The 26,880-nt window shown below is 59.1% G+C and carries 28 protein-coding genes and 1 pseudogene; 16 read left to right on the forward strand and 13 right to left on the reverse strand.

Annotation, left to right across the window (positions count from 1 at the left end; translation table 11 throughout):
- Nucleotide 1 precedes the first annotated feature (1 nt).
- The 5 genes from ACR9WD_RS16935 (at nucleotide 2) to ACR9WD_RS16955 (ending at nucleotide 4,116) form a co-directional block, all read left to right on the forward strand.
- Complete coding sequence (locus ACR9WD_RS16935) at nucleotides 2-199, forward strand: ferredoxin (protein WP_149597797.1); 198 nt, start codon at nucleotides 2-4, stop codon at nucleotides 197-199.
- 2 nt (nucleotides 200-201) lie between these two features.
- A complete protein-coding gene (locus ACR9WD_RS16940; protein ID WP_149597796.1) occupies nucleotides 202-1,419 on the forward strand; it encodes an NAD(P)/FAD-dependent oxidoreductase in 1,218 nt (405 codons plus the stop codon).
- A 489-nt stretch (nucleotides 1,420-1,908) separates the two neighbouring features.
- A complete protein-coding gene (locus tag ACR9WD_RS16945) occupies nucleotides 1,909-2,109 on the forward strand; it encodes a hypothetical protein (protein WP_149597795.1) in 201 nt (66 codons plus the stop codon).
- Between the two features lie 150 nt (nucleotides 2,110-2,259).
- The gene (locus tag ACR9WD_RS16950) at nucleotides 2,260-3,684 is read left to right on the forward strand and encodes a hypothetical protein (protein WP_434923263.1); all 1,425 of its coding nucleotides are present in this window, start codon (nucleotides 2,260-2,262) and stop codon (nucleotides 3,682-3,684) included.
- A 126-nt stretch (nucleotides 3,685-3,810) separates the two neighbouring features.
- On the forward strand, nucleotides 3,811-4,116 hold the full coding sequence (locus tag ACR9WD_RS16955; RefSeq protein ID WP_434923264.1) for a hypothetical protein: 306 nt from the start codon (nucleotides 3,811-3,813) through the stop codon (nucleotides 4,114-4,116).
- A 50-nt stretch (nucleotides 4,117-4,166) separates the two neighbouring features.
- On the opposite strand, the gene ACR9WD_RS16960 is transcribed toward ACR9WD_RS16955, so the two are convergent.
- A complete protein-coding gene (locus ACR9WD_RS16960) occupies nucleotides 4,167-4,457 on the reverse strand; it encodes a hypothetical protein (RefSeq protein WP_434923265.1) in 291 nt (96 codons plus the stop codon).
- A 441-nt stretch (nucleotides 4,458-4,898) separates the two neighbouring features.
- Between ACR9WD_RS16960 and ACR9WD_RS16965 the strand changes: the two genes are divergently transcribed.
- The 5 genes from ACR9WD_RS16965 (at nucleotide 4,899) to ACR9WD_RS16985 (ending at nucleotide 8,589) form a co-directional block, all read left to right on the forward strand.
- Complete coding sequence (locus ACR9WD_RS16965) at nucleotides 4,899-5,213, forward strand: hypothetical protein (protein ID WP_434923266.1); 315 nt, start codon at nucleotides 4,899-4,901, stop codon at nucleotides 5,211-5,213.
- 154 nt (nucleotides 5,214-5,367) lie between these two features.
- Entirely contained in the window at nucleotides 5,368-5,718 is a 351-nt protein-coding gene (locus ACR9WD_RS16970) for a hypothetical protein (protein WP_434923267.1), read from the forward strand.
- Between the two features lie 152 nt (nucleotides 5,719-5,870).
- Nucleotides 5,871-6,212, forward strand: a complete 342-nt coding sequence (locus ACR9WD_RS16975) for a hypothetical protein (protein ID WP_190265283.1) — start codon at nucleotides 5,871-5,873, stop codon at nucleotides 6,210-6,212.
- Nucleotides 6,213-6,405: 193 nt separating this feature from the next.
- Complete coding sequence (locus tag ACR9WD_RS16980) at nucleotides 6,406-7,176, forward strand: ParA family protein (RefSeq protein ID WP_434923268.1); 771 nt, start codon at nucleotides 6,406-6,408, stop codon at nucleotides 7,174-7,176.
- A gap of 1,104 nt (nucleotides 7,177-8,280) precedes the next feature.
- A complete protein-coding gene (locus tag ACR9WD_RS16985) occupies nucleotides 8,281-8,589 on the forward strand; it encodes a hypothetical protein (protein WP_434923269.1) in 309 nt (102 codons plus the stop codon).
- Between the two features lie 110 nt (nucleotides 8,590-8,699).
- Here the strand turns inward: ACR9WD_RS16985 and ACR9WD_RS16990 are convergent, their stop codons facing one another.
- From ACR9WD_RS16990 to ACR9WD_RS17000, 3 genes are read right to left on the reverse strand one after another with little or no spacing between them, the layout of a single operon-like run.
- Nucleotides 8,700-9,509 (reverse strand): AAA family ATPase, encoded by an 810-nt coding sequence (locus ACR9WD_RS16990; RefSeq protein WP_190265275.1) that lies wholly within the window; start codon nucleotides 9,507-9,509, stop codon nucleotides 8,700-8,702.
- Nucleotides 9,510-9,511: 2 nt separating this feature from the next.
- Nucleotides 9,512-10,969, reverse strand: coding sequence for a Mu transposase C-terminal domain-containing protein (locus tag ACR9WD_RS16995; protein WP_434923270.1), 1,458 nt, complete (start codon nucleotides 10,967-10,969; stop codon nucleotides 9,512-9,514).
- Nucleotides 10,970-11,010: 41 nt separating this feature from the next.
- Entirely contained in the window at nucleotides 11,011-11,577 is a 567-nt protein-coding gene (locus ACR9WD_RS17000) for a recombinase family protein (RefSeq protein ID WP_190265277.1), read from the reverse strand.
- A gap of 204 nt (nucleotides 11,578-11,781) precedes the next feature.
- Here ACR9WD_RS17000 and cmtR point away from each other — a divergent pair, with 204 nt between their 5' ends.
- Nucleotides 11,782-12,150 carry a Cd(II)/Pb(II)-sensing metalloregulatory transcriptional regulator CmtR gene (cmtR, locus tag ACR9WD_RS17005; protein WP_038992389.1) on the forward strand — a complete coding sequence of 123 codons (369 nt, stop codon included), beginning with the start codon at nucleotides 11,782-11,784 and terminating at the stop codon, nucleotides 12,148-12,150.
- A 164-nt stretch (nucleotides 12,151-12,314) separates the two neighbouring features.
- Here the strand turns inward: cmtR and ACR9WD_RS17010 are convergent, their stop codons facing one another.
- The 3 genes and pseudogenes from ACR9WD_RS17010 to ACR9WD_RS17020 all read right to left on the reverse strand — a co-directional run bounded on the left by ACR9WD_RS17010 (nucleotide 12,315) and on the right by ACR9WD_RS17020 (nucleotide 14,664).
- The gene (locus ACR9WD_RS17010; RefSeq protein WP_001389365.1) at nucleotides 12,315-13,079 is read right to left on the reverse strand and encodes an IS6-like element IS6100 family transposase; all 765 of its coding nucleotides are present in this window, start codon (nucleotides 13,077-13,079) and stop codon (nucleotides 12,315-12,317) included.
- Between the two features lie 117 nt (nucleotides 13,080-13,196).
- A pseudogene (locus ACR9WD_RS17015) lies at nucleotides 13,197-13,265 on the reverse strand (hypothetical protein); the annotation flags it as partial.
- A gap of 97 nt (nucleotides 13,266-13,362) precedes the next feature.
- Nucleotides 13,363-14,664, reverse strand: a complete 1,302-nt coding sequence (locus tag ACR9WD_RS17020) for an ISL3 family transposase (RefSeq protein WP_434923271.1) — start codon at nucleotides 14,662-14,664, stop codon at nucleotides 13,363-13,365.
- Nucleotides 14,665-14,725: 61 nt separating this feature from the next.
- Between ACR9WD_RS17020 and ACR9WD_RS17025 the strand changes: the two genes are divergently transcribed.
- The gene (locus tag ACR9WD_RS17025; RefSeq protein ID WP_190265290.1) at nucleotides 14,726-14,944 is read left to right on the forward strand and encodes a transposase; all 219 of its coding nucleotides are present in this window, start codon (nucleotides 14,726-14,728) and stop codon (nucleotides 14,942-14,944) included.
- A 91-nt stretch (nucleotides 14,945-15,035) separates the two neighbouring features.
- Here the strand turns inward: ACR9WD_RS17025 and ACR9WD_RS17030 are convergent, their stop codons facing one another.
- From ACR9WD_RS17030 to ACR9WD_RS17045, 4 genes are all read right to left on the reverse strand, one after another.
- Nucleotides 15,036-16,550, reverse strand: a complete 1,515-nt coding sequence (locus tag ACR9WD_RS17030) for a carboxylesterase/lipase family protein (RefSeq protein WP_082157604.1) — start codon at nucleotides 16,548-16,550, stop codon at nucleotides 15,036-15,038.
- A 128-nt stretch (nucleotides 16,551-16,678) separates the two neighbouring features.
- On the reverse strand, nucleotides 16,679-17,923 hold the full coding sequence (locus ACR9WD_RS17035; protein ID WP_011689782.1) for an IS110-like element ISArsp3 family transposase: 1,245 nt from the start codon (nucleotides 17,921-17,923) through the stop codon (nucleotides 16,679-16,681).
- Nucleotides 17,924-18,241: 318 nt separating this feature from the next.
- Nucleotides 18,242-19,105, reverse strand: coding sequence for an aldo/keto reductase (locus ACR9WD_RS17040; protein ID WP_011689781.1), 864 nt, complete (start codon nucleotides 19,103-19,105; stop codon nucleotides 18,242-18,244).
- Nucleotides 19,095-20,351, reverse strand: a complete 1,257-nt coding sequence (locus tag ACR9WD_RS17045; RefSeq protein ID WP_011689780.1) for an MFS transporter — start codon at nucleotides 20,349-20,351, stop codon at nucleotides 19,095-19,097. The genes ACR9WD_RS17040 and ACR9WD_RS17045 overlap by 11 nt, the downstream gene beginning before the upstream one ends.
- 317 nt (nucleotides 20,352-20,668) lie before the next feature.
- Here ACR9WD_RS17045 and ACR9WD_RS17050 point away from each other — a divergent pair, with 317 nt between their 5' ends.
- Nucleotides 20,669-21,346, forward strand: a complete 678-nt coding sequence (locus ACR9WD_RS17050) for a hypothetical protein (RefSeq protein ID WP_190265260.1) — start codon at nucleotides 20,669-20,671, stop codon at nucleotides 21,344-21,346.
- A gap of 691 nt (nucleotides 21,347-22,037) precedes the next feature.
- Here the strand turns inward: ACR9WD_RS17050 and ACR9WD_RS17055 are convergent.
- Nucleotides 22,038-22,952: an alpha/beta fold hydrolase gene (locus ACR9WD_RS17055; protein WP_434923272.1), complete on the reverse strand. Its 915-nt coding sequence runs from the start codon at nucleotides 22,950-22,952 to the stop codon at nucleotides 22,038-22,040.
- Nucleotides 22,953-23,141: 189 nt separating this feature from the next.
- A protein-coding gene (locus ACR9WD_RS17060; protein ID WP_434923273.1) for an IS3 family transposase occupies nucleotides 23,142-24,592 on the reverse strand; the annotation gives its coding sequence in 2 pieces (ribosomal slippage) (nucleotides 23,142-24,217 and nucleotides 24,217-24,592; 1,452 coding nt in all).
- 504 nt (nucleotides 24,593-25,096) lie between these two features.
- On the opposite strand from ACR9WD_RS17060, the gene ACR9WD_RS17065 reads away from it, so the two are divergent.
- The 3 genes from ACR9WD_RS17065 to ACR9WD_RS17075 all read left to right on the forward strand — a co-directional run bounded on the left by ACR9WD_RS17065 (nucleotide 25,097) and on the right by ACR9WD_RS17075 (nucleotide 26,867).
- Nucleotides 25,097-25,762 carry a DNA-processing protein DprA gene (locus ACR9WD_RS17065; protein WP_190265262.1) on the forward strand — a complete coding sequence of 222 codons (666 nt, stop codon included), beginning with the start codon at nucleotides 25,097-25,099 and terminating at the stop codon, nucleotides 25,760-25,762.
- 359 nt (nucleotides 25,763-26,121) lie between these two features.
- Complete coding sequence (locus tag ACR9WD_RS17070) at nucleotides 26,122-26,412, forward strand: hypothetical protein (RefSeq protein WP_190265263.1); 291 nt, start codon at nucleotides 26,122-26,124, stop codon at nucleotides 26,410-26,412.
- Between the two features lie 41 nt (nucleotides 26,413-26,453).
- Nucleotides 26,454-26,867, forward strand: coding sequence for a hypothetical protein (locus ACR9WD_RS17075; RefSeq protein WP_190265264.1), 414 nt, complete (start codon nucleotides 26,454-26,456; stop codon nucleotides 26,865-26,867).
- The last annotated feature ends 13 nt before the right edge of the window (nucleotides 26,868-26,880 follow it).

Raw genomic sequence — 26,880 nt, forward strand, 5'->3', positions numbered from 1 at the left:
AATGGCAATTGTAAAAGCGGACCTAAAAGCATGCCAAGGCTATGCCAACTGTATGGTCGGTACTGAAGACTACTTCGACCTGGATGATGACGGACTTGTTGTGATCCTTAAGGAAACCGTCGATGCGGCGGACCGCAAACGGATCGTTGATGCCGCGCGAAGCTGTCCAGTATCTGCACTGACCGTTGTGGACGAGTGATCATGAGCAAAGTAGTCATAGTCGGTGCTTCTGTCGGTGGCGTCAAGGCGGGCCAAGCACTACGGAATGAGGGCTTTGATGGTCAACTTATATATGTTGAAGCGGAGAAGTTAGAACGTCCCTACGATAAACCACCACTCTCAAAGGCGCATTTATCCACAGACCAGGGCGTCGAAGCGATTCCGCTGCTGGATGAGGATTCGTTTCGGGACTTACGAGCTGAATGGCGTTTTGGCGTTGCTGCATCAGGTGTCGAGATTGATACAAAGAAACTTCTTTTAGAAGACGGTTCAGCCGTCTCATACGATACCTTGGTCATCGCCACCGGGGCCCGTGCTCGCAGATCTCCATGGGGTGAAGACGCTAACATACACGTACTACGTACTGCGGATGATGCCACGCGATTGCGGAAGGACTTAATTCCCGGGAGTCATTTGGTGGTAATTGGAGGCGGCTTCATAGGCGCAGAGACTGCTTCTACAGCCAAAAAAGCCGGTTTGCGTGTAAGCATTGTCGATCCACTACCAGCACCGATGTCACGTGTACTTAATGAGGAGGTCGGCAAGATTTTCTTTGACAAGCACGCGTCGGAGGGGATCGAAATGTTCTTTGAGTGCGGTGTAGACAGCATTGAAGGCATCGGCCGGGATGATATGAAGAAATCCGTCGTATTATCCGATGGAACGGTATTGGAAGCGGACGCAATTCTGGTAGGTATTGGCGCCCAAGTTAACACTGAGTGGCTTGAAGGATCGGCCTTACACCTCGACAACGGAATCGTGTGTGATAAATCGTTGCGCGCACTTTCCGCGGAAGACATCTATGTTTTAGGCGATGTTTGCCGATACCAATCTGCAGAAAACGAAACCACACGGCTGGAGCACTGGACCAGTGCCGCAGAACAAGCCCTCGTAGTTGCTCACAATATCGTAAACCCGCGGGAACCTAAGGAATACATTCCTAAGGAATATGTATGGAGTGATCAATTCGACTGGAAGATCCAAGTTGTCGGTAATACCGGTGCTGAGAAGTTTCAACTCGTCGGAGAAATCACCGCAGATAAGTTTGCGGTCATCTATTCTGCGGATGGAAGTTCGGTCAGTGGAGCTGTAATCGTTAACTGGCCGCGCGCTTTGGTACGTGCTCGGCAAGCAGTCTATAGTGCAACCTCAATGGCCGAATTGGTTGATTCATTAGGAGTTATCTCCTCTGCTAAGTAATCGGTGTCATTGCTGATGCAAGCCGTTGCCGTTCCTCTCTTTATGGGACGGCAACGTCGTTTTTAAAAGGAGCCCATCTTCAAGTGAGCCAGGGAAGATTGCCGAAAATCGTCTCATCGTGAGTCAGCCTCTTAGGAACCGAAAAATGTCAAGCTGTGTGGAGTCACTAAGCTGCCTGCAACGCAACACCCGCCTCTTCTGACGGCAGATTACTCCCCACGACCCCTGCAGGCGCAGGCGTCACCGGACGGTAATGAAAACGTGCCGGATGCAACCGATAATAATCCTCCAATGCCTGCTGCCGCACCTGCCAAACATGCTCCCAAGGGTCAGTGGTGGGTCGTGGTTGACTCACTTACAGCCTGACCGAGAGGGGCTGAGAAGAAATAAGCAGAATCTTTAAAAATTAAGGCGTGTCGTAAACCTCTTAATAACAGCGCTATCCAATATTGTGGTCATATGAGTTCACCACGGCGCCCCAAGGGGTCAATGAAAGATCCCATCCCATTGGGATGGCGTGTCGAGCGCGAAAACAGGGATAAGTTCACCGAACTAGCTGCAAAAGCTGGTATCTCGGGCGCAGCCCTATTCGACATGATGGTCGAAACTCTTGAACTTGACGAACGAGGTCTCCCTAACTGGGTGCTTCGTGAAGATGCGGAAGGCCACCTGCCTATCGACAAGCCTTAAACAGAAAAGCCCGCGCAAAGCGCGGGACTGAAATTCTGAATCCGATCTGAACACTTTGCCGAGTACAGCAGATCGGGATTTACCACGAAGCTTCCGGTTACCAAGCCGGACGCTCCCCTTCCTTTACCCTCCAAAGAGAAAAGGACTTATGTGTCTATAGTAGCGTCTTCGCGCGCCCAATCAAGCACCAGCACCAAAGAAACGCCGCAAAACACCGCGATCCACACCACAAAACCACGCTGGTGCACCCGCCCCACCGACGGTCGCATAGCCGCAATCCTCGCCCATACAGCCCAGGGGCACCGCCCTTTCACTAAGGCACAAACCCCCCAAAACTTCAGCGTCAAGGGCAAAACACAGTTCAACGCGGCCAAAGAAGCCCTCGCCACCAAACACGCCCACACCCCCGCCCCGGTACATATCCGGCGTGTCTCACGTGCCCAGGAAACCTCCGACCGAGCCATATCCTGGGCAATCCCGACCGGCAGCAAGAAAATCGACCACACCGCCCAAGCCTGGCGTGCCGCCCGATCCCTGGACGAACTGCTATGCCGCCGCGCGGACTGCAAACGAAACATCCTGGCCGTGCTCTGGGTCCTCCTCCGCTACACCGACCACACCACCATGACGGTGCGCATCACCTGGGACACCATCGCCTCTAAAGCCCGCGTCAGCCGTGCCACCGTCGGCAACGCCCTGCGCTTCCTGCGCACCCACGGCATCCTCGGCATCGTCGCCTCAGGCCGCAGCGCACAATACGCCGCCAAAGCAGGACAACCAGCCACCAACGAAGCCCCCGTCTACGTCATCTGCCGCCCCATCGGACTTGGCCTGCGCCCCCAAGACACACCAGACACCACCACAACCAGCCCAACCCCCAACAACACGGCCTGTGGAAATAACTTAGAACCCCTCCCCGTAGGGGGGTTAACCACTTACGAAGTAAGTTCCTACACGCGCACGCGCGAGAAAAACACTCACAATGAGCCGCTACGCGGCACAATCAACCCAAGGCACGGCTACGCCGTGCGAACTCACCAAGCCGATCATCGACCAGTCGAGCTGTGGCCAGCTCACAGAACGATCAGCTCTAGAGGACAGGGGCTATCGGCTGCCGCTGAAATCTTGCGTCGGATGCCAGATTTTGCCCGCTTTTCCAAGAAAAATATCCTGAACATCGCTAAGCCATTCTTCGATGCCGGATGGACAATCTCAGATTTCCAGCACGCCTTGGAATGGCGCACCACACCAGGACTGCACGGCAAGGAAGCTTGGGGAGCACTCCCCCAGCACGACCGTGAAACTCAGTCCTATATCGACTACTGCCGGATCTTGCGCGCAGCGATCCTGCACCGGCTCAACCAGTGGCGTACCGCCACCGGAGAAATCATGCTCAGCCGCTCCCAGCGAGCGGCAGCAGCCAGCAACCAGGCACGCGCAGCAGCGCGCGCGGCAGCCGAACGCCGCGCCCAGCAAGCCGCCCAGCGCCCACAACTGCGCACCACGGCCGCCCGAGGTGCTGCCGCAGCACGAGCCGCCCTAGCCGCAGCACGCCGAACCGGGGCATGTTCCTAGCCTCCTGCCCACATGGGCACGACAAAAGCTCAACCGCAAGCGGCTTTTCTCGCACGCATGATGGACAGCAGGAACCAAACTGTCGGACGAGACACCTAGACTTGCCATATACCCGAAGGAGAAGCAATGACCCCCTACGCAGCAGACGAAGCAGCGCTAAACATGCGCGAACAGCGCAGCCTCTTTTTCGCAGCGCCGCTGATCCCCGTCTTGATGATCCTCGGCGTGATCGTCTCAGGATCGCTCACGGTACTATTCGGAATCGCACTGGCAGCATTGACCGTGGCTGTAGCCTGCCTGATGCGTCTCATCTGGCAGACAGCACACTTCCGGAACTACACGTACACCAGAGAGAACCGAGTCCTCACCATCCTGGCGTACAGCGCAGTTCCTATCGTGCTCATTTCTGTCATGCTCAATATCTTCATCTAATCAGCACACCAAAAAAGGCCGGCTAATGTAGCCGGCCTTTTTTCGCGCATCTACTCCACGTCTCGCACAGTCCAGGAACCATCCCGAGGATGCTCCACCAAATCCCATGTCAGCAGATCCGAACGGGGATTAGAGCCTAACCGCACCTGCACCCGCCACACCGCAAAATCAATAGGATCAGCAGCCCCCTTCTTGATCTTGAACGAGTGATCTTCCCACCAATTCACCCGCTCAAAATGACGGCTCGGCTCAACTGCGACTTGCCAGACACGGCCGCCGCGCCTAATCTTCCACGGCACATCGGCCGCCGTAAAACGCACTTCTACAAATTCGTCAGACATAACGTGCCAAGGCTACGCCCTGACACTGACAAAAAGACCCGCTGTACATACGTTCTGCCCTTCGCCTCACTGTGGAGTCTCGCCCCTGATGCTCCATCATCGCCGGAACGGCATTCCGCGCAAGGGCTACGCCCCGGCTCCCCCGAAAATTTTTTGTCTTCGTCGCGAGCTCCTTGCAAAAATTTTTCTCCTCCACCGCCCTACGGGTTGACGCTGCATACCTTCACCGGCACTGCTCCGCTTATCAGGAACGAGCCACCAACCTGCGCCAGCTTTCGCAATCGGCACGATATAAAGGACTAACTAGACATACTAGAACTTCCGAGATTACAGCTAAAAGACTCTAGTCACCTTGCATTTAATGACTAACTAGACTAGAATTAAAGTATCAACACGGAAACCATGCTGGACTAACCACCAGCCAACCGCAAGGAGCGCATCGTGAGCTGCAAGTACGACTCGATCACCCTGGAAGATCTAGGCATCCATGTAGACCAAATCTGCGAAGAGCGAGTCACTGAAATCATCTACGAACTGGCAGAAGCATTTCGACTGCCGGTGCAAATCCTAACCAGCGACGAGGTAAAAGAAGCTGCGGAAGAAACCTATCTCGGCATCCACCCCGAGCACCGCGAAACGCTATTGCACTTCACCATGGAAGATCTGGCAAAATCCGGCACCGTGGACACAAGCAGCATTGCCGAAATAATGCAGAACGTAGCCGCGCGTCACCAGCTCGCCACCGTCGAAGACTAGTTTGAAATTCCCTCCCACCCCAGAAGGTGGGAGGGAATTTCTCTACCAGAAACAATCTCTGAAAATTGCATTTAATGACCAACTAGACTAGAATTAAAGTATCAACACGGAAACCATACTGGACTAACCACCAGTCAACCGCAAGGAGCATTAAATGACCGTTGCAGGCACTATTCGCCAGCAGGTAGAAATCGGCATCTTCATGAGCCTGGGAGCGCACGAGTTCGCAGCGTTGACCAGCGAAGGCCGCGAGATCGGTTTGACCTTCAAGGCTCGAATCCTTCCATTCACCAAAGCAGGCAAGCGCTCACCACGGCCGCGAATCATGCGAGTGACCGTAGAACTCAATCACCTGGATTACTACGATGTGCGAGTGCTCTACGCGGCGCGCGGCCGAGTCGTGGCACACTACGAGTCAAGCAACATTGATGCAGAGCAGCTATCAAGAATCTTGCTAGCGCTGGACTATGACGGCCAGGAAGTTCTGAACAACCGAGTTATCTAGAAGGAAAGTGCCCCGCCAGTGGCGGGGCACTTCTTTATTTAAGCGAAAAACAACCATGACGGATTGCATTTAATGACCAACTAGACTAGAATTAAAGTATCAACACGGAAACCACGCCGGACTAACCACCGGCCAACCGCAAGGAGTACAACATGGAGAACCCAATGAAGCCAGGAGTTCATGCCATCAACCAATTCGACCGCACGAAGCAAACGCTATTCTTTGCCGTTTACGACGATGGAACCAGTGGCCCAGAGCGCAAAGACCGAGACAAGGCAGAGAAGGACTTCAGGGATGCAAACACAGCTTCAGGAGCGGTGCGGGCAGACATTGAAAGATACGGCCGAGACTCGAGTGTCTTCAGGGCATGGGGGAAGATCCATAAAGACTTCAAGGATCGCATCGACGGCCGGAGAGTGTGCCTTGTGTTCGACACGCTCCACGCGGGAACCACGAGCACGACATGGCGCGGCCCTAAAGCGCTGGAAAGCTAAATAAGAACAGCCCCGCAAGCGCAAGGCGCTGCGGGGCTGTTTCAACACGGCAACCGGGAACCACCCCGGAGCACAAAAGCATCTTATCAAGGCTCACGAGCATTGCATAGAATGACCAACTAGACTAGAATTAAAGTATCAACACGGAAACCATGCAGGACTAATTACCGACTTGGTTACAAAGGAGCATTTCATGACCGTTTATGCCGTAGCGCTGTCTAAAGGCGGATCAACGAAGACCACCACGGCAGCAGAACTAGCCGCCACTCTAGCCGCCGCTGGCCGCCGCGTCCTAGCGATTGACCTTGACGAGCAGGGTAATCTAACCACGCGCCTAGGTGTCACCGAGGATGCAGAAGTTTCCGGCGTGGCTGCCGATGTGCTCATAGGTGATGCAAGCGCCGAAGAAGCCGCGTTCCCTAGCCCAACCGTTCCCGGTGTGGACATACTTTGCGGCACTTTTGATTTGGAAGAAATCAGCACCAAACCTGAAATTATGACCGCTCTACGCGACTACCTGCCAAGTCTTGCGACTGTATGGGATGACGTGGTGATAGACACCCCGCCAGCTCTAGGCACGCTAACGCTAGGTGCTTTAGCGGCCGCTGATGTGATCGTATCCTCAGTCTCATGCGAAACGGAATCATATGAGCAGCTGCCAAGGCTAGAAGAAGTGATCCAGAATCGCATAGCCAAGCGACTGCGCCCCGGACAGGCGCTGCACTGGATCATACCGACCAAGCATGACGGGCGCCGGTTATTGGATCGGGAGGTTGTGCAGACGCTTCAAGAGCTATACCCGGGGCGCGTGACTAGCACTGTGCGCGAAGCTGTAGCGGTCAAAGACTCGTACACGGCAGGAATGCCGGTTGGTGTCTACTATCCAGGCTCGCCTATCGCAGAAGACTACAAGGCTGCATTAGCTTCAGTTGTCGCTGGACGCGTGAATAACTGGACTAACTAGACTAGCTGACCTATGAAGACAGATCAGACTAAGAGGAAATGATGGAACAGAAAAAGACTCCAAGCAAGCCAGCCCGTAGAAGTCTTCGGGATCGCAACAAGACGGCAATTGAGCAAGCGCCAGCGACCGCAGCTGCCGCTACGCCAGCCGTCGCTCCGGTACCTGCGAGCGAGGAAGCGAAAACGCCAGCAGCAGCGGTGCAGCAGCCTAAGAAGCAAGCTAAGAGCGGTAGGCCAGCGCGCACCGTGGCAGTTACTCGTCAAGGTATCTACCTAACTCCTGAGCAGTTCAACAATGCTAAAGCCGCATATCTGGCCGACTGGAAGAACGGGGGAGAAGCTAACACTTTCACGCTATGGATTGGTGAAGCTATCACGCGTCACGCTGCACGTTCGCTTAAAGCTCGTTTGCGGTTTGCTGCGAATAAGCCAGCAAGAGCAGAAGTCCGTACTGGCAGCTCACGATCTTTTAATGTTCCTACATCAGCGATTGAGCTTATGCGAGCCGCCATTAGCCAGGAACAGGCCGAGGAGCGATGGCTAAGTGACAGCTCATGGTGTGCGGAAGCTGTTGATGCCGCGATTAGTACGGCGCGTGAGCGCAACGGGGGAGAGCTGCCTACGCCGCCAGCTAGACTGCCTAACCGCCTAGTGCGATAGCAGGAATAGTCATGCGCCTAAGCGATTTGCCGTTATTGCCGATTTTATTCTTCGTTGTCGGTGCCGCCGTCGTGGCCTTAGCAAACAAGCAACTAAAGCCAGAGACCCACGACAGGCGGTGGGTGTATGTGATGCTTGCCGGGGCAATCACTTGTCTCGTATCAGCTGTTTATGCCTGGTTGTAGCTCGCGAGCATGGCCTCAGAGATCCGTGCACAACCCAAGATCGCATCACGTAAGAGAACTCAGGAACCGCAACTCTTGGGCTGTGTGCGGTCGGTCGAATGGTTCCTGCTGTCCACCATGTGTGCGAAAAAAGCAGCGGAGCGGGAGGGCTTTTTTCGTGCCCATGTGGGCAGGAGGCCAGGTAAGAAACCAGAATGAAATTGCCCAATGTTGCAGTTAGAATCAGCAACGAAACGAAAATCCATAGGAGAACTATTCTAATGAACTCAGATACTTTTCCATCGGCAGTGCTCGATGGATCCAATTGGTGGGCAATGATTGAACAGGATCACGACGCAGCGTTGAAGCTCGGGGTGTCGATAAAGGAAGAGGCTCGATACGCTAAGGTCATTGCCTGGGAACGGGTTAACGATTTGTGCGGCGAAGAAGGCAAGGTTGGGTTGGTTGCCTGGCTGAATGGAAATCACCCGTTCCGGTCGGATCAAGTTCCTGAAGTGACCCGAGAGTATTTCCTCAACCACTTCACTCAGTCGCCGCCAGAGGGTTTTAAAGAGTTCATCTGGGCTTAGCGGAGACTCAGCCAGTAACGATCGTTTTTGACTGGACGATAAGGCAATTCGAAAACCCGGCGTGTGACTGTTAGTTAGATTTGGCGGCTATTTGCAGCAAAGATGGCGGTCTATGCGTGGCCAATGACAAGGGTTGAACGCGCAGCCTCTACGACTTCATCAGTGATCGTCGTGAGCTCATTGATCTTCATAACCCGTTCAATTTGAGCGAAGAGTCGGATGATCAACCGGAAATTCCCGCGAGTCAGTCGGAGAATAGCCCCTACGGCTTGCGCATCAGTGAAATCATCCATGTTGAGCGTCAGCCCAAGTTTGGTCCACCACCGTTGCAAGACAAAAACTATTTCTTCTTGCCCAAGCGCCTTGTACTCATGGGCGAATCCGATGCGACTGTATAGTTGCGGATACCGGCTGAACTGCTTTTCCATCCCAGGCATACCAATAAGAATCAGCGCGATTTGGGTACGGTCATGAAAGTCCCTCAGATACTCCACAGCAACAGCGTTCAAACGTTCGCACTCGTCAACGATAACCAGCTGAACGTTCCCCGGTCGGTCATGGGGCGGTGAACTACGGTTATTCTGGCTGATCAAATGCTCATCAACGCAAATGCTAAATCTCGTGGACACGAGCCGTAACTCGGATTTGAGCAGTTTTGCTGAGGTCATGACTTGAGGGTTATAGAACACAGTACGTTTCCGATTACACGCCGCATACATACGCTCATCATTGTCGCTACGCGGCCCCCAGGCTTGAAGAAATGGCTCCAGCTTGTCCCAGCTCGCATAAGTCCGAGCTGAGTTCGTTTTTCCTACACCGGCCTGGCCGAAGCATATACCGATGGTTTTCTGTCTCCTGACCGAATCCGCAAACTCTATGAAGCGACGGTGTTCTTTGGTGACGATGAGTTTCGAGCTCACTATTAGCTTCCCTCCTGATACGTGCGCAGCTTCTTTCTGGCTGATGGTGCAGCACTCGTCAGTGGCGCTTGTTCCGAATCTGTGTTCGCCTGGGTTAGGGATCCGAGTGACAGTTTGAGATTGATTTGATTCCGCAGTTCGCGCTTGCGCGCATTGCGTGCGGCTTGAATATCTTTGAGCGTCACCGTACTTGATTCATGTTCAGGATCGACCGCTTTGCAAATAAAAGAGTCTCGGTGGAACACTCGGATTTCCGAAATATCTCTGGGGTCATACCGAATAGTGACTTGTTCCCGCACGTATGCTGCTAGCAAGGGCGAAATGTAGCGAAGCCCTTGAAAGTGCACTCCATCTCGGTGCACCATTCGAGATTTGGCGACGGTGAGCAACAGCAGATTAAGATCATCAATGGACTCGGGGATGCGCGGGAGCCAGCCTTGACTGAGCCATGCTGCTGTGGGCGCCACTTTAGTCTCCGGGTGTGTTCGCTGGTGATAGTTCTCAGTAATGAAAGACTCGATTTTGCTGTCGAGCTCTTTAAGGGTGAGCTTCGGTGAAGAGGATGACTTACCACGAATGAGGTGGCCAGGTAGTGTCGGTAGCAGCTCAGTATTGATCGTTCCGAAGATCCGTTCAATCTTTCCTCGTCCTTGTGGACGTGCAACCGCTGAATAGACGATCTCGAAGTTCAGATCTTTAGCAACCTGAGTTAAATGCAGGCTGGTGAAGTCTGTGCCGTGGTCAACGTATAGACGATCAGGTATCCCGCACATCGGCCATGCTGGGTCGTCCGAGGGCCAAATGGCATCTCGAAGGGCTAGCGCTGTAAAGATGGCAGAAGGCGCACCGAGGAAAACCATGTATCCACAGACCGCGCGCGAGTAGTCATCTAGAATCACTGTCAGCCATGGCCGAGCTGGTTTCTGATTCGCATCAAGTATGAGAATGTCCAGTTCGGTGTGATCAGCTTGCCAGACTGCATTTGGTGCTTCTGCACGGTGCCGCCACACCAACTCATATTTATCTCGATAAGCGACTGGACCTTGAAGTGCTAGCGTTCGCATTGCTGGATCTAGGTTTTTCACGATTGAACGGACGCTGCCATAGGAAACTGTTGGCCACCCATTCTTTTCAGCTGCACTGAGGGAATCTCGATAAATTTGAGCGATTCTCAGTACCGGTGTCTGCAGCGCGCATCTCTCAATGAAAGCTACCAACTGCGGGTGAATTTTCGAACCTCGTCGGGCCGGCCTGGCAGGCAGTAATCCAGCGATCCCATCGTGGGCGTAGGCATTTTTCCATCGCTGCAATGTGCGCAGCCCTACGCCGCTTTCATTGGCTAGCTCAACGAGAGTTTGTCCACCGTTGATATGCCGGGCAAGGATGTCCCATCGGTTGGCGGCTGTTTTTTCGCGTGCCTGATGACTTGCTGGGTCAGGCCGTGCACCGTTCGAAGGCATGGCTACATTCTGAACCTTGGCATGGCCTGAGGTCGAGGGTTTTAGTCTTGCGCTTTTTTCGACAATGCACGATAGACGGTGCTTCGACTCACTCCGAGTACTTCACCAATTTGAGTGAGGGTCATTTCCTGCTGCTCATAGAGTTGACGGGCGGTGCGCAGCTTATCGGCCGTGAGCAAGGCGGGACGGCCGCCGACTTTTCCACGAGCACGGGCAGCCTGTAGACCGGCTTTTGTTCGCTCTCTGATCAGGTCCCGTTCGAACTCGGCCAAGGAGGCAAAAATATTGAAGACTAGCCGTCCTCCCGAGGAGCTGGTATCAATATTTTCCTGCAACGAACGAAACTCAATACCCCGTTGCTGCAAAGTATCAAGGTAGTCAATCAAGTGCCGGATGGACCGACCTAAACGATCGAGCCTCCACACCACCAAAGTATCGCCTGGACGCAGCTGGTCTAATACTGCGTCTAGTTCGGGGCGAGACTCTAGAGCACCTGACGCGGTATCGGTGAAGATTCGATAGCACCCGGCAGCAGCGAGCGCGTCGTGCTGCAACCGCGCGTCTTGATCACCAGTAGACACTCGCGCATATCCAAGAAGATGTCCCATGTCATGAAATGTATCAAAACTCGTCAAACATCAATAGAACTGACCCATAGATTATGGAACTGGGTTTTGAACCTCTGCGCGAAAATCTGACCCTTGAATTTTCAACTGAAATGTCGTGATGCGAACCCTTCAGTTTCATGGTGTCAAAAACGAATGTTTATGACACGAGATCGTCTATACATTATCTACTGTATAGTACAGTTTATGATGAATATTGAATCGCGGATCGAAGCGATGAACCGGCTCGGCCGCGCCATGGCCGACCCCACACGTTCGCGTATCCTCCTGTCTTTGCTGCATGAACCGGGATACCCTGCGCAGTTAGCCGAGAACTTAGGGCTGAGCCGAACGAACGTCTCGAATCACCTGACCTGCTTGCGAGGGTGCGGGATTGTCGTGGCGAAACTCGAAGGACGTAAAACCCGCTACGAAATCACCGACCCGCATCTGACCACGGCACTCAGCGCACTCGTCGATGTGACATTAGCCGTCGATGACCAAGTGCCGTGTGTAGATTCTTCCTGCCCGGACTGCACTACCGATAGTTCACGAACAGTCGAGGACAAAGCATGAGTTCCGCGTGCGGTTGCGAATCACCAGAAACCACCGACGAAATCAAGGAAGAACTGCCCTGGTACCGGGATTGGCATGTGCTCATTCCTATCACCTCTGGTATTTTCTTCGGCTCTGTTGCAAAGATTGGCGGCAGTCAGAGGTAGGCTGTCGCTCTGCGCCGATCAGGCGGCTGCTGCGAAATGGTGGTTGAGCATGCCCATGGCCTCCGTCAGCGCCGAGGGCCCAATGCCAAAAGCTCTCTCCACAAGGCGCACCTCGCCCCTGATGCCGGGCTGCAGGCACCAGGGGCGAGCCTGTCCTTTGCGCAGGGCTCGCATGACTTCGAATCCCTTGATCGTGGCATAGGCCGTGGGGATCGATTTGAAACCGCGCACCGGCTTGATCAGTATCTTGAGCTTTCCGTGATCGGCCTCGATCACGTTATTGAGATACTTCACCTGCCGGTGGGCCGTCTCCCGGTCCAGCTTTCCTTCGCGCTTCAATTCGGTGATCGCTGCACCATAGCTCGGCGCTTTGTCGGTATTGAGCGTGGCAGGCTTTTCCCAGTGCTTCAGGCCTCGCAGGGCCTTGCCCAGGAACCGCTTCGCTGCCTTGGCGCTGCGGGTCGGCGACAGGTAGAAATCGATCGTGTCGCCCCGCTTGTCGACTGCCCGGTACAGGTAGGTCCACTTGCCCCGCACCTTGACGTAGGTTTCATCCAGGCGCCAGCTCGGATCAAAGCCACGCCGCCAGAACCAGCGCAGCCGCTTCTCCATCTCCGGGGCGTAGCACTGGACCCAGCGATAGATCGTCGTATGGTCGACCGAAATGCCGCGTTCCGCCAGCATTTCCTCAAGGTCGCGATAGCTGATCGGATAGCGACAATACCAGCGCACCGCCCACAGGATCACATCACCCTGGAAATGGCGCCACTTGAAATCCGTCATCGTTCCGTCCGTCCAATCTCCGCCAAGCATGCTCAAGCTTCACGATTTTTGCAACAGAGCCCACACGAGTATTGAGCATAGTCGAGATTGGTGCAGATCACTTCTGATATTGAACTGTCAGGAGCTGGCTGCACAACAGCCATTACGCCCAATCAACTGGTGCAGTCGTCTTCTGAAAATGACATTTGGTATCTCTCATAAACGGATGTTTTTGAGAGAACTATCTTCGGCCTTCACACGCACGAAAGGCGGCGAAGCTCCGCCGTTAATCGGCTCTTCGGAATCAAGGGTGTAGCGAGGGTCTGAAACCTCCGGCCTCGAGCAGGCTCCTGGCTGTGTAGTTCGCGAGGTTGCGGAAGCCGAGCGCGGAGCCGCGGAGATGCTCGAGTCGGCCGTTGATCGCCTCTGTCGGACCGTTGCTCGTGCCGGGCAGGTCGAAGAACGCGAGGATGTCCGCGGCGCGCGGCTTCAACGTCCGACCGAGCCGGCGAATCTCGGCCAGCATCGCGGGGACGCCACTGCTGACGGAATCGATCACCGACCGCATCATCTCCTTCGCCTTCTTCTTGTCGGGTTCGCGGTAGGCGGCGACGATGCGCTGGTAGATGCCCCAGGTCGCTTCGACCTCGACGTGCTCCTCGACCGCGAACACCGCGTCCAGCCGTGCAGTCTGCTTCTCGGTGAGGAAGCTCACGCCGGTGTGGAGGGTGCGGCGGACGCCGTAGAGCGGGTCCCCGGCGTGACCGCGGTGCCCGAGAGTGTCCTGCTGAACCCTCTGCCGGGTCCGGTCCAGGGCGTCACCGGCGAGCCGGACGACGTGGAACGGATCCATCACCGGGACCGCGTCGGGGAGTTCCTCGGACGCGGCGGTCTTGAACCCACTGAACCCGTCCATCGCGACCACTTCGATCTGCTTCGACCACTCCTTGGGCCGGGCGGCGAGCCACTGCTTGAACACCGCCTTCGACCGACCCTCGACCATGTCCAGCAGCCGTGCGGGACCTGTCTTGTTGCGGGCGGGCGTGAGGTCGATGATCACGGTCACGTACTTGTCACCGAACCGGGTGTGACGCCAGACGTGCTCGTCGACGCCGATCGTGGTGACGCCGTCGAACCTGGCCGGATCGTCGATCAGCCGCCGCTTACCCTCGGCGAGGATCGCGGTGTTCGCGGTGTGCCACGACACCCCCAGGCCTGCCGCGGCGCGGGAGACGGTGAGGTGGTCGACCACGATCGCCTTCAGCGCCCACCCGACCCCGCCGCGGGAGATCTTCGCCCGCGGCGCCGCCGCGTTCGTCGTGTCCTGCCGCCAGGTGCGGCGGCAGTGGCCGCACCGGTAGCGGCGCACCCGCACCAGCAGCGTCGTGGGCCGGTGACTGAACGGCTCGTGCGCGAGCGGACGCGTCACGGTGTCGCGCGGCACGCCCTCGGCGCCACACTTCCGACACCACGGGTCATCGTCAACGACGCGGCACTCGAGTACCGCCCGGTCGGGCTCGATCAACTGGCCGATGGCTTCGAGGCCGAGCTCATCGAGACGGCAGAACGTGGTCAGGTCAGGGGTCGCGAACGTAGGGTGGTGCAAGTCGAGGTCTTCCGGCAGATGGGCAGTGTGAGAACTTCCATCCTGGAAGACCTCGACGTCTATCCGCGAACCAGCCGCCAACCCTCGACTACACCCTCAACTGCGAAGAGCCGACAAAGAGGACTACAAGGGCCGAAATGTCGTCGAACGAAACTTCAACATCTTCAAGCAATGGCGGGCCCTGGCGACCCGCTATGACAAGCTCGCCCTGACTTACCGCGGCGGAGCAGTTCTCCGGGCAATCATCATCTGGCTGACAGCTTTAGGAGACACGCCCTAGCGAACGAGGAAGAATTCCTGCGCAGCGTTCGATCGTGTGAATCACGGGGCCGGGTAAGGATGAAAGCGGTGGCGGCGTCCTGGTTGGGCGTTCACCGGCCCAGCTCTTGATGTTGCAATAGCTCGAGGGCGCCGCAACTATCCGTCAGGGACAGTTCAAGCCGTTCCGATTCGGGGTAGCGCACCACAGGGTTCTCGCCGCCCCATATCTGTACCGACTGGTCTGGGCCCCACTGCGGCCATCCCGGGTTTCCGGTTGCGGCGAAGCGGGTCCATGCGCTGCGCATCCGGATGCCGGATTCGATCACTGAGTCAGTTGGCTCCGGGATCAGCGCTCCCATTACGGTGTCCAGGGTGTTGAAGGTCAAGGGCAAGTCAATGGCGTGCGGGGAGCCCATGCCCCCTACCGGGTCGATGCACAGCTCGTAGACGAACACGTGTCCCCCGGCGTCGGCGCCGGCCATGGCAGCCTGCAGTGTAGGGGCGAGGAACAGGTAGTCGGTATTGACCTTTTCGTAGAGCTCCCCGGGTTCTGCTTGCGGCATAATGGCGCGGTAGCCGTCGGCGTCTCCGTTGGGTGCGAAGATGTGCAGGGCGGTGTCCGCTTCTTCCGTGGTGATGCTAAACCGCTTTTGTAGGGCGGTGAAAAGACGGTATTCGTCGCGGGTATGGCCGGTGATTATGGGTATTTCGCGGGCGGCGCCATTTCGAAGCGCCGTCCATGGGTCCTCCGGCATCGTGTCTCCGTCCACGATCGGCCCAAAGATCGGCCCAGACGACGAGGAAGTGTAGGCGAGGGTACCCCATTCGTCGGCGCGGTTTCCCATGGTGCTGATGACCAGCCGCGTTGCGTCGGCCAGCGTCTGAGGAGTCAACGTCGCAAGGGTGCGTGCATCTGCTGTTCCTTCGATGCCGGCTGCGGCGGCGACGGCCTGGGTGACCGAGTGCGCGAGTGGTGGGGAGAAAAACATCCGAGGAATACTCTGGGCGATGGCCCGATGGAACAGATTGCGGGCGCGTGGCATGGTTAGCAGGGCCAGGACACATCCGGCGCCTGCGGATTCTCCGAAGATTGTGACCTTTTGCGGGTCACCTCCGAAGCCGGCAATGTTGTCCCGCACCCATTCCAGTGCCGCGATCTGGTCGAGGATCCCGCGGTTGGAAACGGCGCCGTCGATCTGTCCGAAGCCGTCCACACCCATCCGGTAGTTCACGGTGACAACCAGGACGCCCTCGCGGACCAGTGCGGTCCCGTTGTACGCCCGTTCTGAACCTGCCCCGGCGAGGTAGGCTCCGCCGTGGAACCACACCATGACCGGCAATGCCTCTGGAGCTGCACTCGGGGCCCAGATGTTGAGGGTCAGACAGTCAGGTGCCGGATCGGTTGACGGCGGGATCTCCGAGCCAGGCAGTTGCAGGCCCTGGGGCGCCGGGGGCCCGTACGAGGAGGCATCGCGAACAGAGCTCCATGGAGTAGGGGCCTGGGGCGGTGCGAATCGGTGCCGGCCCCAGGGCGGCGCGGCGTAGGGGATCCCGAGCCAACTGCGCACCCCGTCATCTTCACGGCCTTGGACTGGACCTGTTTGAGTTAGCACCGGGTTGAGCATGGAACCGATCTTTCATAATTTGCAGAGAATATTTCTGTATTCAAGAGAATGACTGAAAATGTGACGTTCGTCAACCCCTCTGACATGAAAATTAGGTGAGTGCGGTGGGGTGCGTGGGGTGAGCGGTGTTATCCGGTCTGTTGCAGGGGTTCGAGAATGACTTGATAGCCGAGGGATTCTAGTTGTCTGACGGCCCGGGCCATGGTTTTAACGGGTGTCTGCCGGGTGAAGTAGTCGGCGCCGGGGTCGTTGTAGAGTTCGCCGGTGGTGAGCATGTGCCACGCTGCGGTGAGGATGGAGTGTTCGACGGCGACGAGGGCTTTGGCGGGTCCGCGCCGGGAGGCAATGCGCCGGTATCTGGCACCGAGGTAGGTGTTCTTCGATTTCGCGCAGGACAGAGCAGCGATGCCCAGGGCACCTTTGAGGTACCGGTTGCCGGGCCGTGTTTTGGTGGATTTGACCCGTCCGGCGGATTCGTTGGATCCCGGGGAAGTACCGGCCCAGGATGCCAGCTGCCCTGCGGTGGCGAATGCGCTCATGTCGGCGCCGGTTTCGGCGATGAAGATTTCCGCGATGGTGGTGCTGAACCCCGGGATGCTCACGAGGAGCTCCCGGGCGAAACGAAAGGGCTCCATCGCCGCCTCGATCCTGGCGCTGAGGTCGTTGATATCGGCGGTGTGGGCATCAATCCGGTGCAGATAGAGTCCGGTCATGTAGCGGTGGTGTTCGGTGAACCGGCCGTTGAGGGCTTGGGTGAGTTCAGGGATTTTGGACCGCAGCCGGCGTTGGGCCATCTCTGCCAGGGCCGCGGGGTCGGTCTGCCCGTCGATGAGTGCTTGGAGGATCAGTCGTCCGGAGACCCCGGTGATGTTCGAAGCTACCGAGGATAGTTTGATGCAGGCGTCCTCGAGGAGTTTCTCCAGGCGCTGGATTTCCCGGGTCCGTTCCTGAGTGATGATGGTCCGGGCCCGGGTCAGGTCCCGCAGTTCACGGATCGGAGGCGGGGGCACGAAGGAGGCCCGGACCAGCCCGTGGGCGCCCAGGTCGGCAAGCCAGGCAGCGTCGGAAACGTCGGTTTTGCGGCCCGGGACGTTCCTGGCGTCATGGGCATTGACCAGGATGATGTTCAGTCCGTCGTCTTCAAGCAGGTAGTAGAAGGGGCGCCAGTAATCACCGGTGGCCTCCATGACCACCAGATCCACGTGCTCGTCCAGGAGGTGTTCCTTTAGCCCCAGGATCTGCCCCGTCATCGAACCCCAGGTCGTGATGGTGGATGTGGTGGACCGGCCGCCGCGGCCCTGGATGCGGACACAGACCTTCGCGTCCTTCTTTGAAATATCGACACCCGCGCAGCGCGGGTGAATGACCTCCATGAGAGCTCACCCTTCCTCGAACAGTCCAACAGATGGCGTCTGTGTCCCGGGGAAGGCGGATAAACAACAAATCTGACATTCGTGCTCAACGGCAACATTCCACGGTCCCGCGGACAAAAGCTGCGCCCTCCACCACCAAACTCACTTACAGGCTCACCGGCACTAAAGAGAGACCGGGGTCGACCGGAACACACTCTTCAGTCTGCTCCGGCAGCCCCGACACCGCAAAGGTTCCCCACAGCAGTACATTTTCGGCCCCCACGGCGGAGCGAAAGCGCCCCTGAGAAACTCACTTCAGAGAGAGGAGCATAGGCCGAGTCAATGGCCATTTTCGGGTGAGTCAGAATCACGGGCGGCCTCTTCGCCCCTGTCCAACTTCCGAATCGAGGCCATCTCTCCCGCGGTGAGCGAGAAGTCGAAAACGGATAAGTTTTCTTTGAGCCACAGAGGGTCGGATGCTTGCGGGATGGGGACGATGTCCTGTTGGACATGCCACCGCAGCAGGACTTGGGCTGGAGATTTGTCCAGGCGCTGAGCGATCTCGATGATCAGCGGATTCGCCCGCAGACCGGAGGACCGACCGATAGGACTCCAGGCTTCGGTGACTATTCCCAATAACCTGTGGACAGCGCGCGGCTCAGTCCGGGCAAGGTCGGGGCTCAGTTGGATCTGGTTTACGTCCGGAACTACTCCCGTTGCATCGATAATGTCCTTCAGGTGGGCTGGTTTGAAATTTGAAACTCCAATGGCTTTTACACGGCCCTCCTCCAGCAACTTCACAAGGCCCTTCCAGGCGTCCACGTACTTGCCCAAGGCCGGAACCGGCCAGTGACACATGAACATGTCCAGATGGTCAAGGCCGAGTTTGCGCAGGCTCTCGTCGTAGGCGCGCTGCACTCCATCGATGCTGTGGGACTCTTTGTTGAACTTGCTGGAAATAAATAATTCGGATCGGGGGACGCCGGCGGTGCGGATGCCCCGGCCGACTGCTTCTTCGTTTCTGTACTGGAACGCGGTGTCGACCAGGCGGTAACCGCTCTGCAGTGCGAAACGCACCGCAGTTTCGCACTCGTCTTCCAGCATCGGCCAGGTTCCGAGGCCAAGCCGGGGAATGGTGTGTCCGTGCGGCAATTTCAGCCGGGGAATGTCCGAAGCAGTGGTGTCAGTCGTTTCAGTTGTCATCGGGCACCTTTTTCTCGGGAGCTTCAAGCTGAGTTTGTTGGAGCGGCCTGCCTGGACCTGATTCTGTTGGCGCGATCTGCGCTGGAAGGTCTTTTCTGCGGATACTTCCAGCTGCTGGAAGGGTCATGAGGACGCCGGCCGTGACCAGCGCTGCGGCAACAGGGACCACGCTGACCAGCAGTGCCATCACAAACGGTGTTAGGAAGAGCGCTGAAGCCCGTACCGTGCCAGTCAGGGAGAGAGCATCCCCGCGTTCTTCCGGGTGCACTTCATCTGCAGCTATGGCCGGTCCGACAGTCTGGAGGATCCCGGCACCAACGCCGGAAACAGCGAGGGCGGCGGCGGCGGCAACTGCGGCGCCGGCCAGTGGCCCCGCCGCGGCCAAGCCCGTCCCCGTGGCCAGGAGGCCCGTGAGAAGGGACGTCCTGTTTCCCCGCCTGCGCAGCCAGCTCGCAGATGCACTTCCGGCCAGGACGGCAGCGTTGGGTATGGCTACCAGGATTCCGATGACGGCGACGGGTTGGCCGGCAAGGGAGAGCACGATGGGAACGTAGGAGTCCAAGAGGCTCTTCCAGGCGCCCGCTCCAGCGTTCATCCAGCAGGCGGCATCGACGCCAGGGCGCCGCCAGAGGCCTCGCGCCATTATTCCGCCTGTGGCATGCTCCGGAGCGAACACAGGAAGCCTAGTCAGAAGGGCAGCAGGGATGACGGCCGCCGATCCTGCCGCTGCCGCCACGATCAGCGGCAGCGGTGTCGAAAGTTCCCAGAGATAACCGGCAAGTGCAGGTCCCAGCAGTGCTCCGACCCCTGCGGCGAGATTCACGTCAGTCAGTCCCTTGACAGACGAGGTCGACATGCGGACGGCGTGCGTCTGGCTGCTGGTCCAGAACAAGGCTCGAGCCGAGCCCTGGACCAGCTGGGATACTACGAAAATTGCCAATGCATCTGAGACTGCGATCAGAGCGCACGAGACGGCAATCATGAGCGCTGCTCCCACGAGGAGGGCTTTGTCTGGGACCCTGCGCATCAGTGCTCCCAGGAAGATCCGGGTCACTAACTGCGAGACTGCTGCAAGTGCAACCATCATTCCGACTTCGACCGTGCTGTACCCCACGGCAATGGCCAATATCGGCACCACCACTGCCAGGGTTCCAAGGGCGAACGAGAACAATACCGTCGCGGCAATGCTCAGGATTCTGTCAGCGCCGGACAGGCCCACGGTCTGGCCTTTGCAGGATGATGGCACGCCGCCCTTGGGTCGGAGTCCGGTTAGAGAGCCGGCACGGCGATTTCTGCGCCGTGCCTTTAGGGCAGCGCACAAGGCCCCAGTTCTGCTTATCGAGCTTGCCGCTGTAGGCGGCCTTCATATGCGGGACGCCAAAGAGGTCCCCAGGGACGTTAACCAGGCTGCCGTCCATCGAATACGACCAGACGGCAGGTGGACATCCGGACACTGGCCCGGCCGGTCCTCGAGCGGATCTTCGAGCCTTCCTGCAGCAGCGGAAACTGACCGGACGGCATCGCCCCCTCACAGCAAGAGCTCGGACCGCAACATCCAGTCCCATGGCCACCACTCGTGAACGGCTCGATGCGATTCGCGTGGTCATCGAGTCGGAGAATGTCATACCTGGCACCCGAGTGGCCGCCGTCATCTTCCTGCTATACGGCACGCCCATTGGCCGAATCGTCGCCCTGCGGGCGGACTCGATCTCGTCGACCCTCGACGGAATGACCATCAGCCTCGGAAGTCAGCCAGCTCCCGTTCCCGACATGCTCATCCCCCTCATGAATGAGTACCTTCACAACGGCGCCCGCAGCCGCTCCATGAACAAGGACTCGCCCTGGCTGTTCCCCTCGACGAAGCCAGGCCAGCACATCAGCGCGAACACGCTTTGGAACCGACTCAAGATCTTCGGCATCCAACCTTTGGCGACTCGCAACACGACGCTTTTCGACCTCACGAAGGAGCTCCCCGAAGGTATCGACCTCAATTTCGTCCCGCTGCCCGTGGAGGAGATCTTCTATAGGCAGGTCACGTATCGGGAGTTCGACGTTTCTGAAATGAGCCTGTCGTCCTATGTGCTCACACTCAACGATGAGAGCCCGCCGTTTATCGCGTTGCCTGCGTTCCCGTCTCGCTACGCCATCCTTCTTCTCTTTCGTCGAACGTCACCGCAACACCGTGTCGCTGGGGTTCGTGAAATCTTCTTCCGGAAGCGAAACCCAGGTACTGCGCCATGAGGAACTCGCCGCAGCGATGCACAGGCGTTCGACAGTTCGGTCGCACGAACCGATCGTTTGTTAACGGACGGCACTGTACGTCGATCGAAAGTCGCGCCGACACCCCCTGCGAATTCGCGTCGCGGGATAGTTTGCCAGGATCCGGCGATCAGCGTGGTGCGCATCAAGGAGGTGCGCAGCGGCCTCAGCACGAGGAGCCTGCCCGCGAGGCCGACCACCCCGCCCCTAGGAACGGTAGGAGTGCGACGTCGGGGCGAGCTGGGGGCCACCCCCCGAGACCGAAAGTAGCACCGCAGCGACGATAAGCGCCACGCCAACCAGGGTGGTCGTCAGCTCCCCGACCAACGAACCGATCCATCCGCGTTCCTGGAGGTCTCGGAACATCCTTATGCTCAGCCCGAACGTTCCGTTCGAGCTGCGAACCGATCGTCTCGATGCGTCGTGGCAGACGCCTCAGCTGTCCACCGATGACCTGGAGTTGCACGCGGCCGTCGGCGAACATCTCCCTTGAGTCCATCGCCAGACGTATGAAATGAGGAGTTCGAGCAAGGGCCCGATCGACCAAGTCGTAGTCGGCAACGAGCTGGCACAGCGTTCCCTCGAGTGACACGAAGGAAACGACTGGCGTTCTCCTCCGCTGTTGGGGACGTCGGGTCGGCTGAAATAATGGCCGGGACGATACGGTGGCGAGTCAGAGCGCCGTGATCCACCGCGCGATCTCGTCAGCGATCTCGTCGCTATTGTCTTCGACCATCAGCGTGTGGCCGTTCCCAGCGAGAAGAGGCAGTTCGGACGACCAGAAGGTGACGGCGGCGCCCTGATCGGTGAGCCAGGCCACGATGTCCTGATCCAGCTGCGAGGGGTGGTCGGTATCGGCTCCACCCGTGAAGACGAGAATCGGCTTGTTCGTGAACGCGTCGGTCGGCCCGATCCTCATTTGGCTCCCACCGATGTTCTGACGCTGATAAAGCATCCGGGCCGGGATCGGCCGAAGGGTGCGGCGGAACACCTCGATGCACTCGCGGGGGAACCGCCGGCTGGGTCCGATGGCCTTGTCGTTCACGAAGGCGCTTGTGGGTTCCCAGAAACCCATCTTCGGGATGGTCCAGTCGATGGCCGCTCCACGGATGGAGACCTCCTGGTCGGACTCCCTCACGATCTCGGGCACCGCCTGTATATTTCCAGGCGGGCCCGGAGCGACGGCTACGAGCCCGTCGATGAGATCGCCATGCGTCTCTAGGAGGCGGAAGCCAATCGGACCTGCCATCGAGTGCACGACCAGCACGACGTTCCGGCCGAGACCAGAGAGGAACACGCCCATCCCTCGGCACACGCTCTCATAGTCCAGCCGCGCAGACGCCGCACGATCATCGACGTGTTGGGCCGCCTCATAGGACAACCCCAGCCAGTCCACCACCAGCACACCGTAGCCAAGCGATACGAATCGTGCCGCCCAGCCCTGTCGGCCGTCGGGCGTCTCGAGATAGTACTCGTTCGAGGCACCACCCCCGTGCACGAGGACGATCCACCGAGCAGGCGCACCCGACGGCGCCAGTTCGGTGTACGAGATCGGCGCGACGTCGTCTGGGCGTGAAATCGAATCCATAGCTTCCCCAGGCCTGTTAGGCAATGACGCCGTCCCACGCCCAGCCGCCTACCCATCCGCCGTGCACCAGTACGATCTGCATTGATCATCCTCTTCGCATATTTATCTGCTGAGCAGAACTTGTTCCTAACTAGAAGACACAATAGCTTGCGCGGCGGAATTTGTCAAGGCGAGTGAGGCCGGTGGGTGTTAGGCGGCGAGTTGGATCTCGTCGGTTGGTGGCTGGTTGATCCACGCGGCCGGGTCTCGGTCGAGGATCTTCGGTCGCGTCTGTCGCGTCGTGAACCGTTCGGGGTGGGCGCGGCGGGCGGCCTCGAGTGTGGCGTCTCGGTCGCGGTCGATGGCGTCGGCGTGCCCGTAGTGCACGTCGGCGGGCGTGTGCATGCCGATGCCGGTGTGCCGGTGGTGGTGGTTGTAGGCGTGCACGAATTCGTCCAGGAACTGCCGTGCGTGGGCGAGGGAGACGAACCGGTCGGGGAAGACGGGCAGGTACTTCATCGTCTTGAACAGCGCTTCGGAGTAGGGGTTGTCATTGGACACGTGCGGTAGGGAGCGGGACGCGGTCACGCCGAGATCGGCGAGCAGTGTGCGGACGGTCTTCGACGTCATCGAGGGGCCGCCGTCGGAGTGCACGACCTCGGGGGTGCCGTGGATCCCGAACGCGTCGGTCATCATCTCCTTGGCGAGTAGGCCGTCCTCGCAGGCGTGCACGATGGCGCCGACGATGTAGCGGGAGAAGATGTCGATCATCACGTACGCGTCGTAGTACGTGCCTTTGACAGGGCCGGCGAGTTTCGTGATGTCCCAGGTATAGACCTGCCCGACGGCGGTCGCGATCAGCTCCGGCACCTTCCGCGGCGGATGGGTCGCGAGCCGGCGCCGCTCCCGTACCTGCGTGTGCTCGCGCAGCACCCGATACATGGTCGAGACCGAGCCCACGTATTCGCCGCGCTCGAGCAGGATGGGATAGATCTGCAACGGCGGCTTGTCGACGAACTCGTCACTGTTGAGCGTGGACAGCACCAGCGACCGCTCGACGCTCGAGAGCTTGTTCGCTGGGGCAGGACGAGCCGACGGCGGCTCGGGGTCCGGTCGGCGTGCGCGGGAGGCGGCGCGGGTCGCGGTCGCACGCGCCACGCCGGTCAGGGCTGCCGCCTGCCGGGTCGGCACGTCCGCGGCGGCCAGTTCGACGTAGGTGTTCATGAGCGCTTCCCGCGCCGCGGGTCGGTGTCCGCGCTCTCGGAGATCTGCCCCAAGAGCGCGTGCGCTTTTCCCATGATCTCCAACGCCGTCCGCGTCATCGACAACTCCACCTCGGCCTTCCGCAGTTGCGCCTTCAACCGGGCGTTCTCGGCCTGCGCGGCGCTGGGACGACCGACCGCTTCGCCGGGGTTCTTGCCCTCCAGCAGACCCGCGTCGCGCTGCTTGCGCCACTCCGAGATCAGCGACGAGTACAGGCCATGTCGGCGCAGGTATCCCGCGCCCTCACCCGTCTCGCACGCGACCTCGTACTCGGACAGGTACTGCAACTTCTGGCCCGGCGAGAACGAACGCCGACGCGTCGGCCCGTCCGGGATCGAGGGTGCGCTCACGACTCCATCATCGGCCGCGACGACCGCGACCGGGGAACTCAAACTCATCAGATTGGTGATCCTTCAACTCGCCCCACGAGGCGGACTTGCTATAAACCGGTGGACTCACTCAACCCTGACACGTAGGGCCCCTGACGGAGCAGGCGGCAGCATGTGGACACCGACGCAGAGACTTACCTGCCCACAATGTGCACAGCCCAGCTATTGCGGGGCTGGCCTGCACACAGTGAGGACAGCTAAGCAGTAACACGAGGGTCACACCGCGACCCCGAAAGCAGTGCAGCTCGAAGAGCTGCACCAGGTGACGGCCGCAGCGCGGCCGCAGTGTTTGAACGCTTCGCATTTTCTTGCCGTGAAGCCTTCGGCAGCATACGTTCGCTCCACCTCCGCGCAAGTGCTTTCGCGGCATATCCTCGCTCGCTGCGCTCGCTCCGGTATTCCACGGTCACTTGCACTCCGGCTGCGCTCTCTGCGCGGCACATTCGTGCCTTCACGGCAAAAAAACGTGAGGGATAAGGGGAACTACCCCGACCCGCTCGGAAGGAGCACACCATGTCTGATCTGGCAACGCTTACCGCCCACTCGCACCCGGCATTCTTCGGCCGACTGAGCGCTATCGGCACCACCGCCCCAACGCGCATTTGGGCACGCGGCGACCTGTCGCTGCTCGACCAGCTCGACCAGACCGTGAACATCGACGGATCGCGCGCCAGCACCGCCTACGGCACGCAGATCACGGCCGAGTTCGTCGCTGACCTCGCACGCGATTACGTCACCATGACGGGCACCGCCTACGGCATCAACGCGGCCGCCGCCCGCGCAGCGCTCGCCCAGGGCGACCGACTCATAATCTGGCAGGCATCCGGCCACGGCCGACCCTACCCCGAGGCTCACCGGCAGCTCATCGACACCATCGAGGCCGCACCGAACACGCTGCTGCTCACCGCAGTTGAACCGGGCGCAGCACCCACCCGATTCCGGTTCATCGAGCGCTCGCGCCTGGCAGCCCTCGCCGCAGGAACAACGCTCATCACCGAGGCAGGCGCGCGCAGTGGCGCACTGCTCGGTGCACGCATCGCACACGCCGCAGGCCGCAACGTCGCAGCGATCCCCGGCCCGATCACCAGCGCCGCCAGCGCAGGATCACACCAGCTCATCAGCGACGGCGTAGCTCGACTCGCAGCCACCCCCAAGCAGGTGCGCCAGCTCATCCCGTGACCAGGCAAGCCCTAATAGGCCGATAAGACCTATTAGGGCCGCAGCCCGCCGCCACCCAGGCGGCGGGCGAAGGGGTCACCCCCTCGCGCTCCCCCAGCCGGTCGCATCCGCGCCCGTGGCCGCCGCCAGAGGGCGGCCAGTATGTCGGCCGCTGCGCGGCCGCACCCCTAGAACGCTTCGCGTTTTTACCTTGAAGCCTGGCGGCATTCTACGTTCGCTCAACCTGCGCGCAAGTGCTTTCGCGGCATATCCTCGCTCGCTGCGCTCGCTCCGGTATTCCACGGTCACTTGCACTTCGGCGTCGCTCTCTGCGAAAGGCGTAAACGCCTTCAAGGCAAAAAACGTGAGGGAGAGAGAACATGGCAACCACCTACATCTGCAAGAGCTGCGCCGGACTGGCACCCGTTGGAATCGGCTACGCGGCCGAGGGCACCGCCGCCGAGGCGCAGCAGTGCGCCGAGCGGATCGCGTGCGAGTGCGGCCAGAGCCGCACCGCGAACGCTTGGGCCGTGCTCAACTGCCCATGCACCCGCATTCTTGGCCTGTACTCGACCGAGGAAGCAGCGACGGCCGCCGCCGAATGGTTCGGCTCGTGCAGCTTCGCCTACCGGCTGGACGATGCCGAGCGTGACCGGCTCATCGCCGCCTAATAGACCTATAAGCCCCATAAGACCTAACGAAAGGTAACCCCATGAACACCACCCGAGCTATCCCGTTCGACACCGCGCACATCGTAGGAGCTGACGAACACCACCGCGCGGCCGCCGAGCAGTTCCGCCAGGCAATCGGCCCCTACGTGTTCATGTCGCTCGGAGCTAGTCAGCTCGCAGCAGTGCCCGGCCGCTACGACCGCGGCGGCCTACTGTTCACCGCCCGCATCCTTCCATTCACCCGCACCGGCGACCGCTACGCGGCCGCCCGCAACATGGCCGTGCTCGTGAGCACCAGCCCACTCGATGAAATCGAAATCGAGGTACGCGAGTACGCCCGAGGCGTGCAGCACGCGAAGATCGAAGGCGTCTACATCGACCAGCTCAGCCGCGCCGTGCTCGCACTGGACTACGACGGCACCGAAGCGCTGAACCCCCGCTACTGGCAGCAGTAGCAGCCGCAGCCCG

This window comes from Glutamicibacter sp. PAEs-4, assembly GCF_051161755.1.
Taxonomy (GTDB): Bacteria; Actinomycetota; Actinomycetes; order Actinomycetales; family Micrococcaceae; genus Glutamicibacter; species Glutamicibacter nicotianae.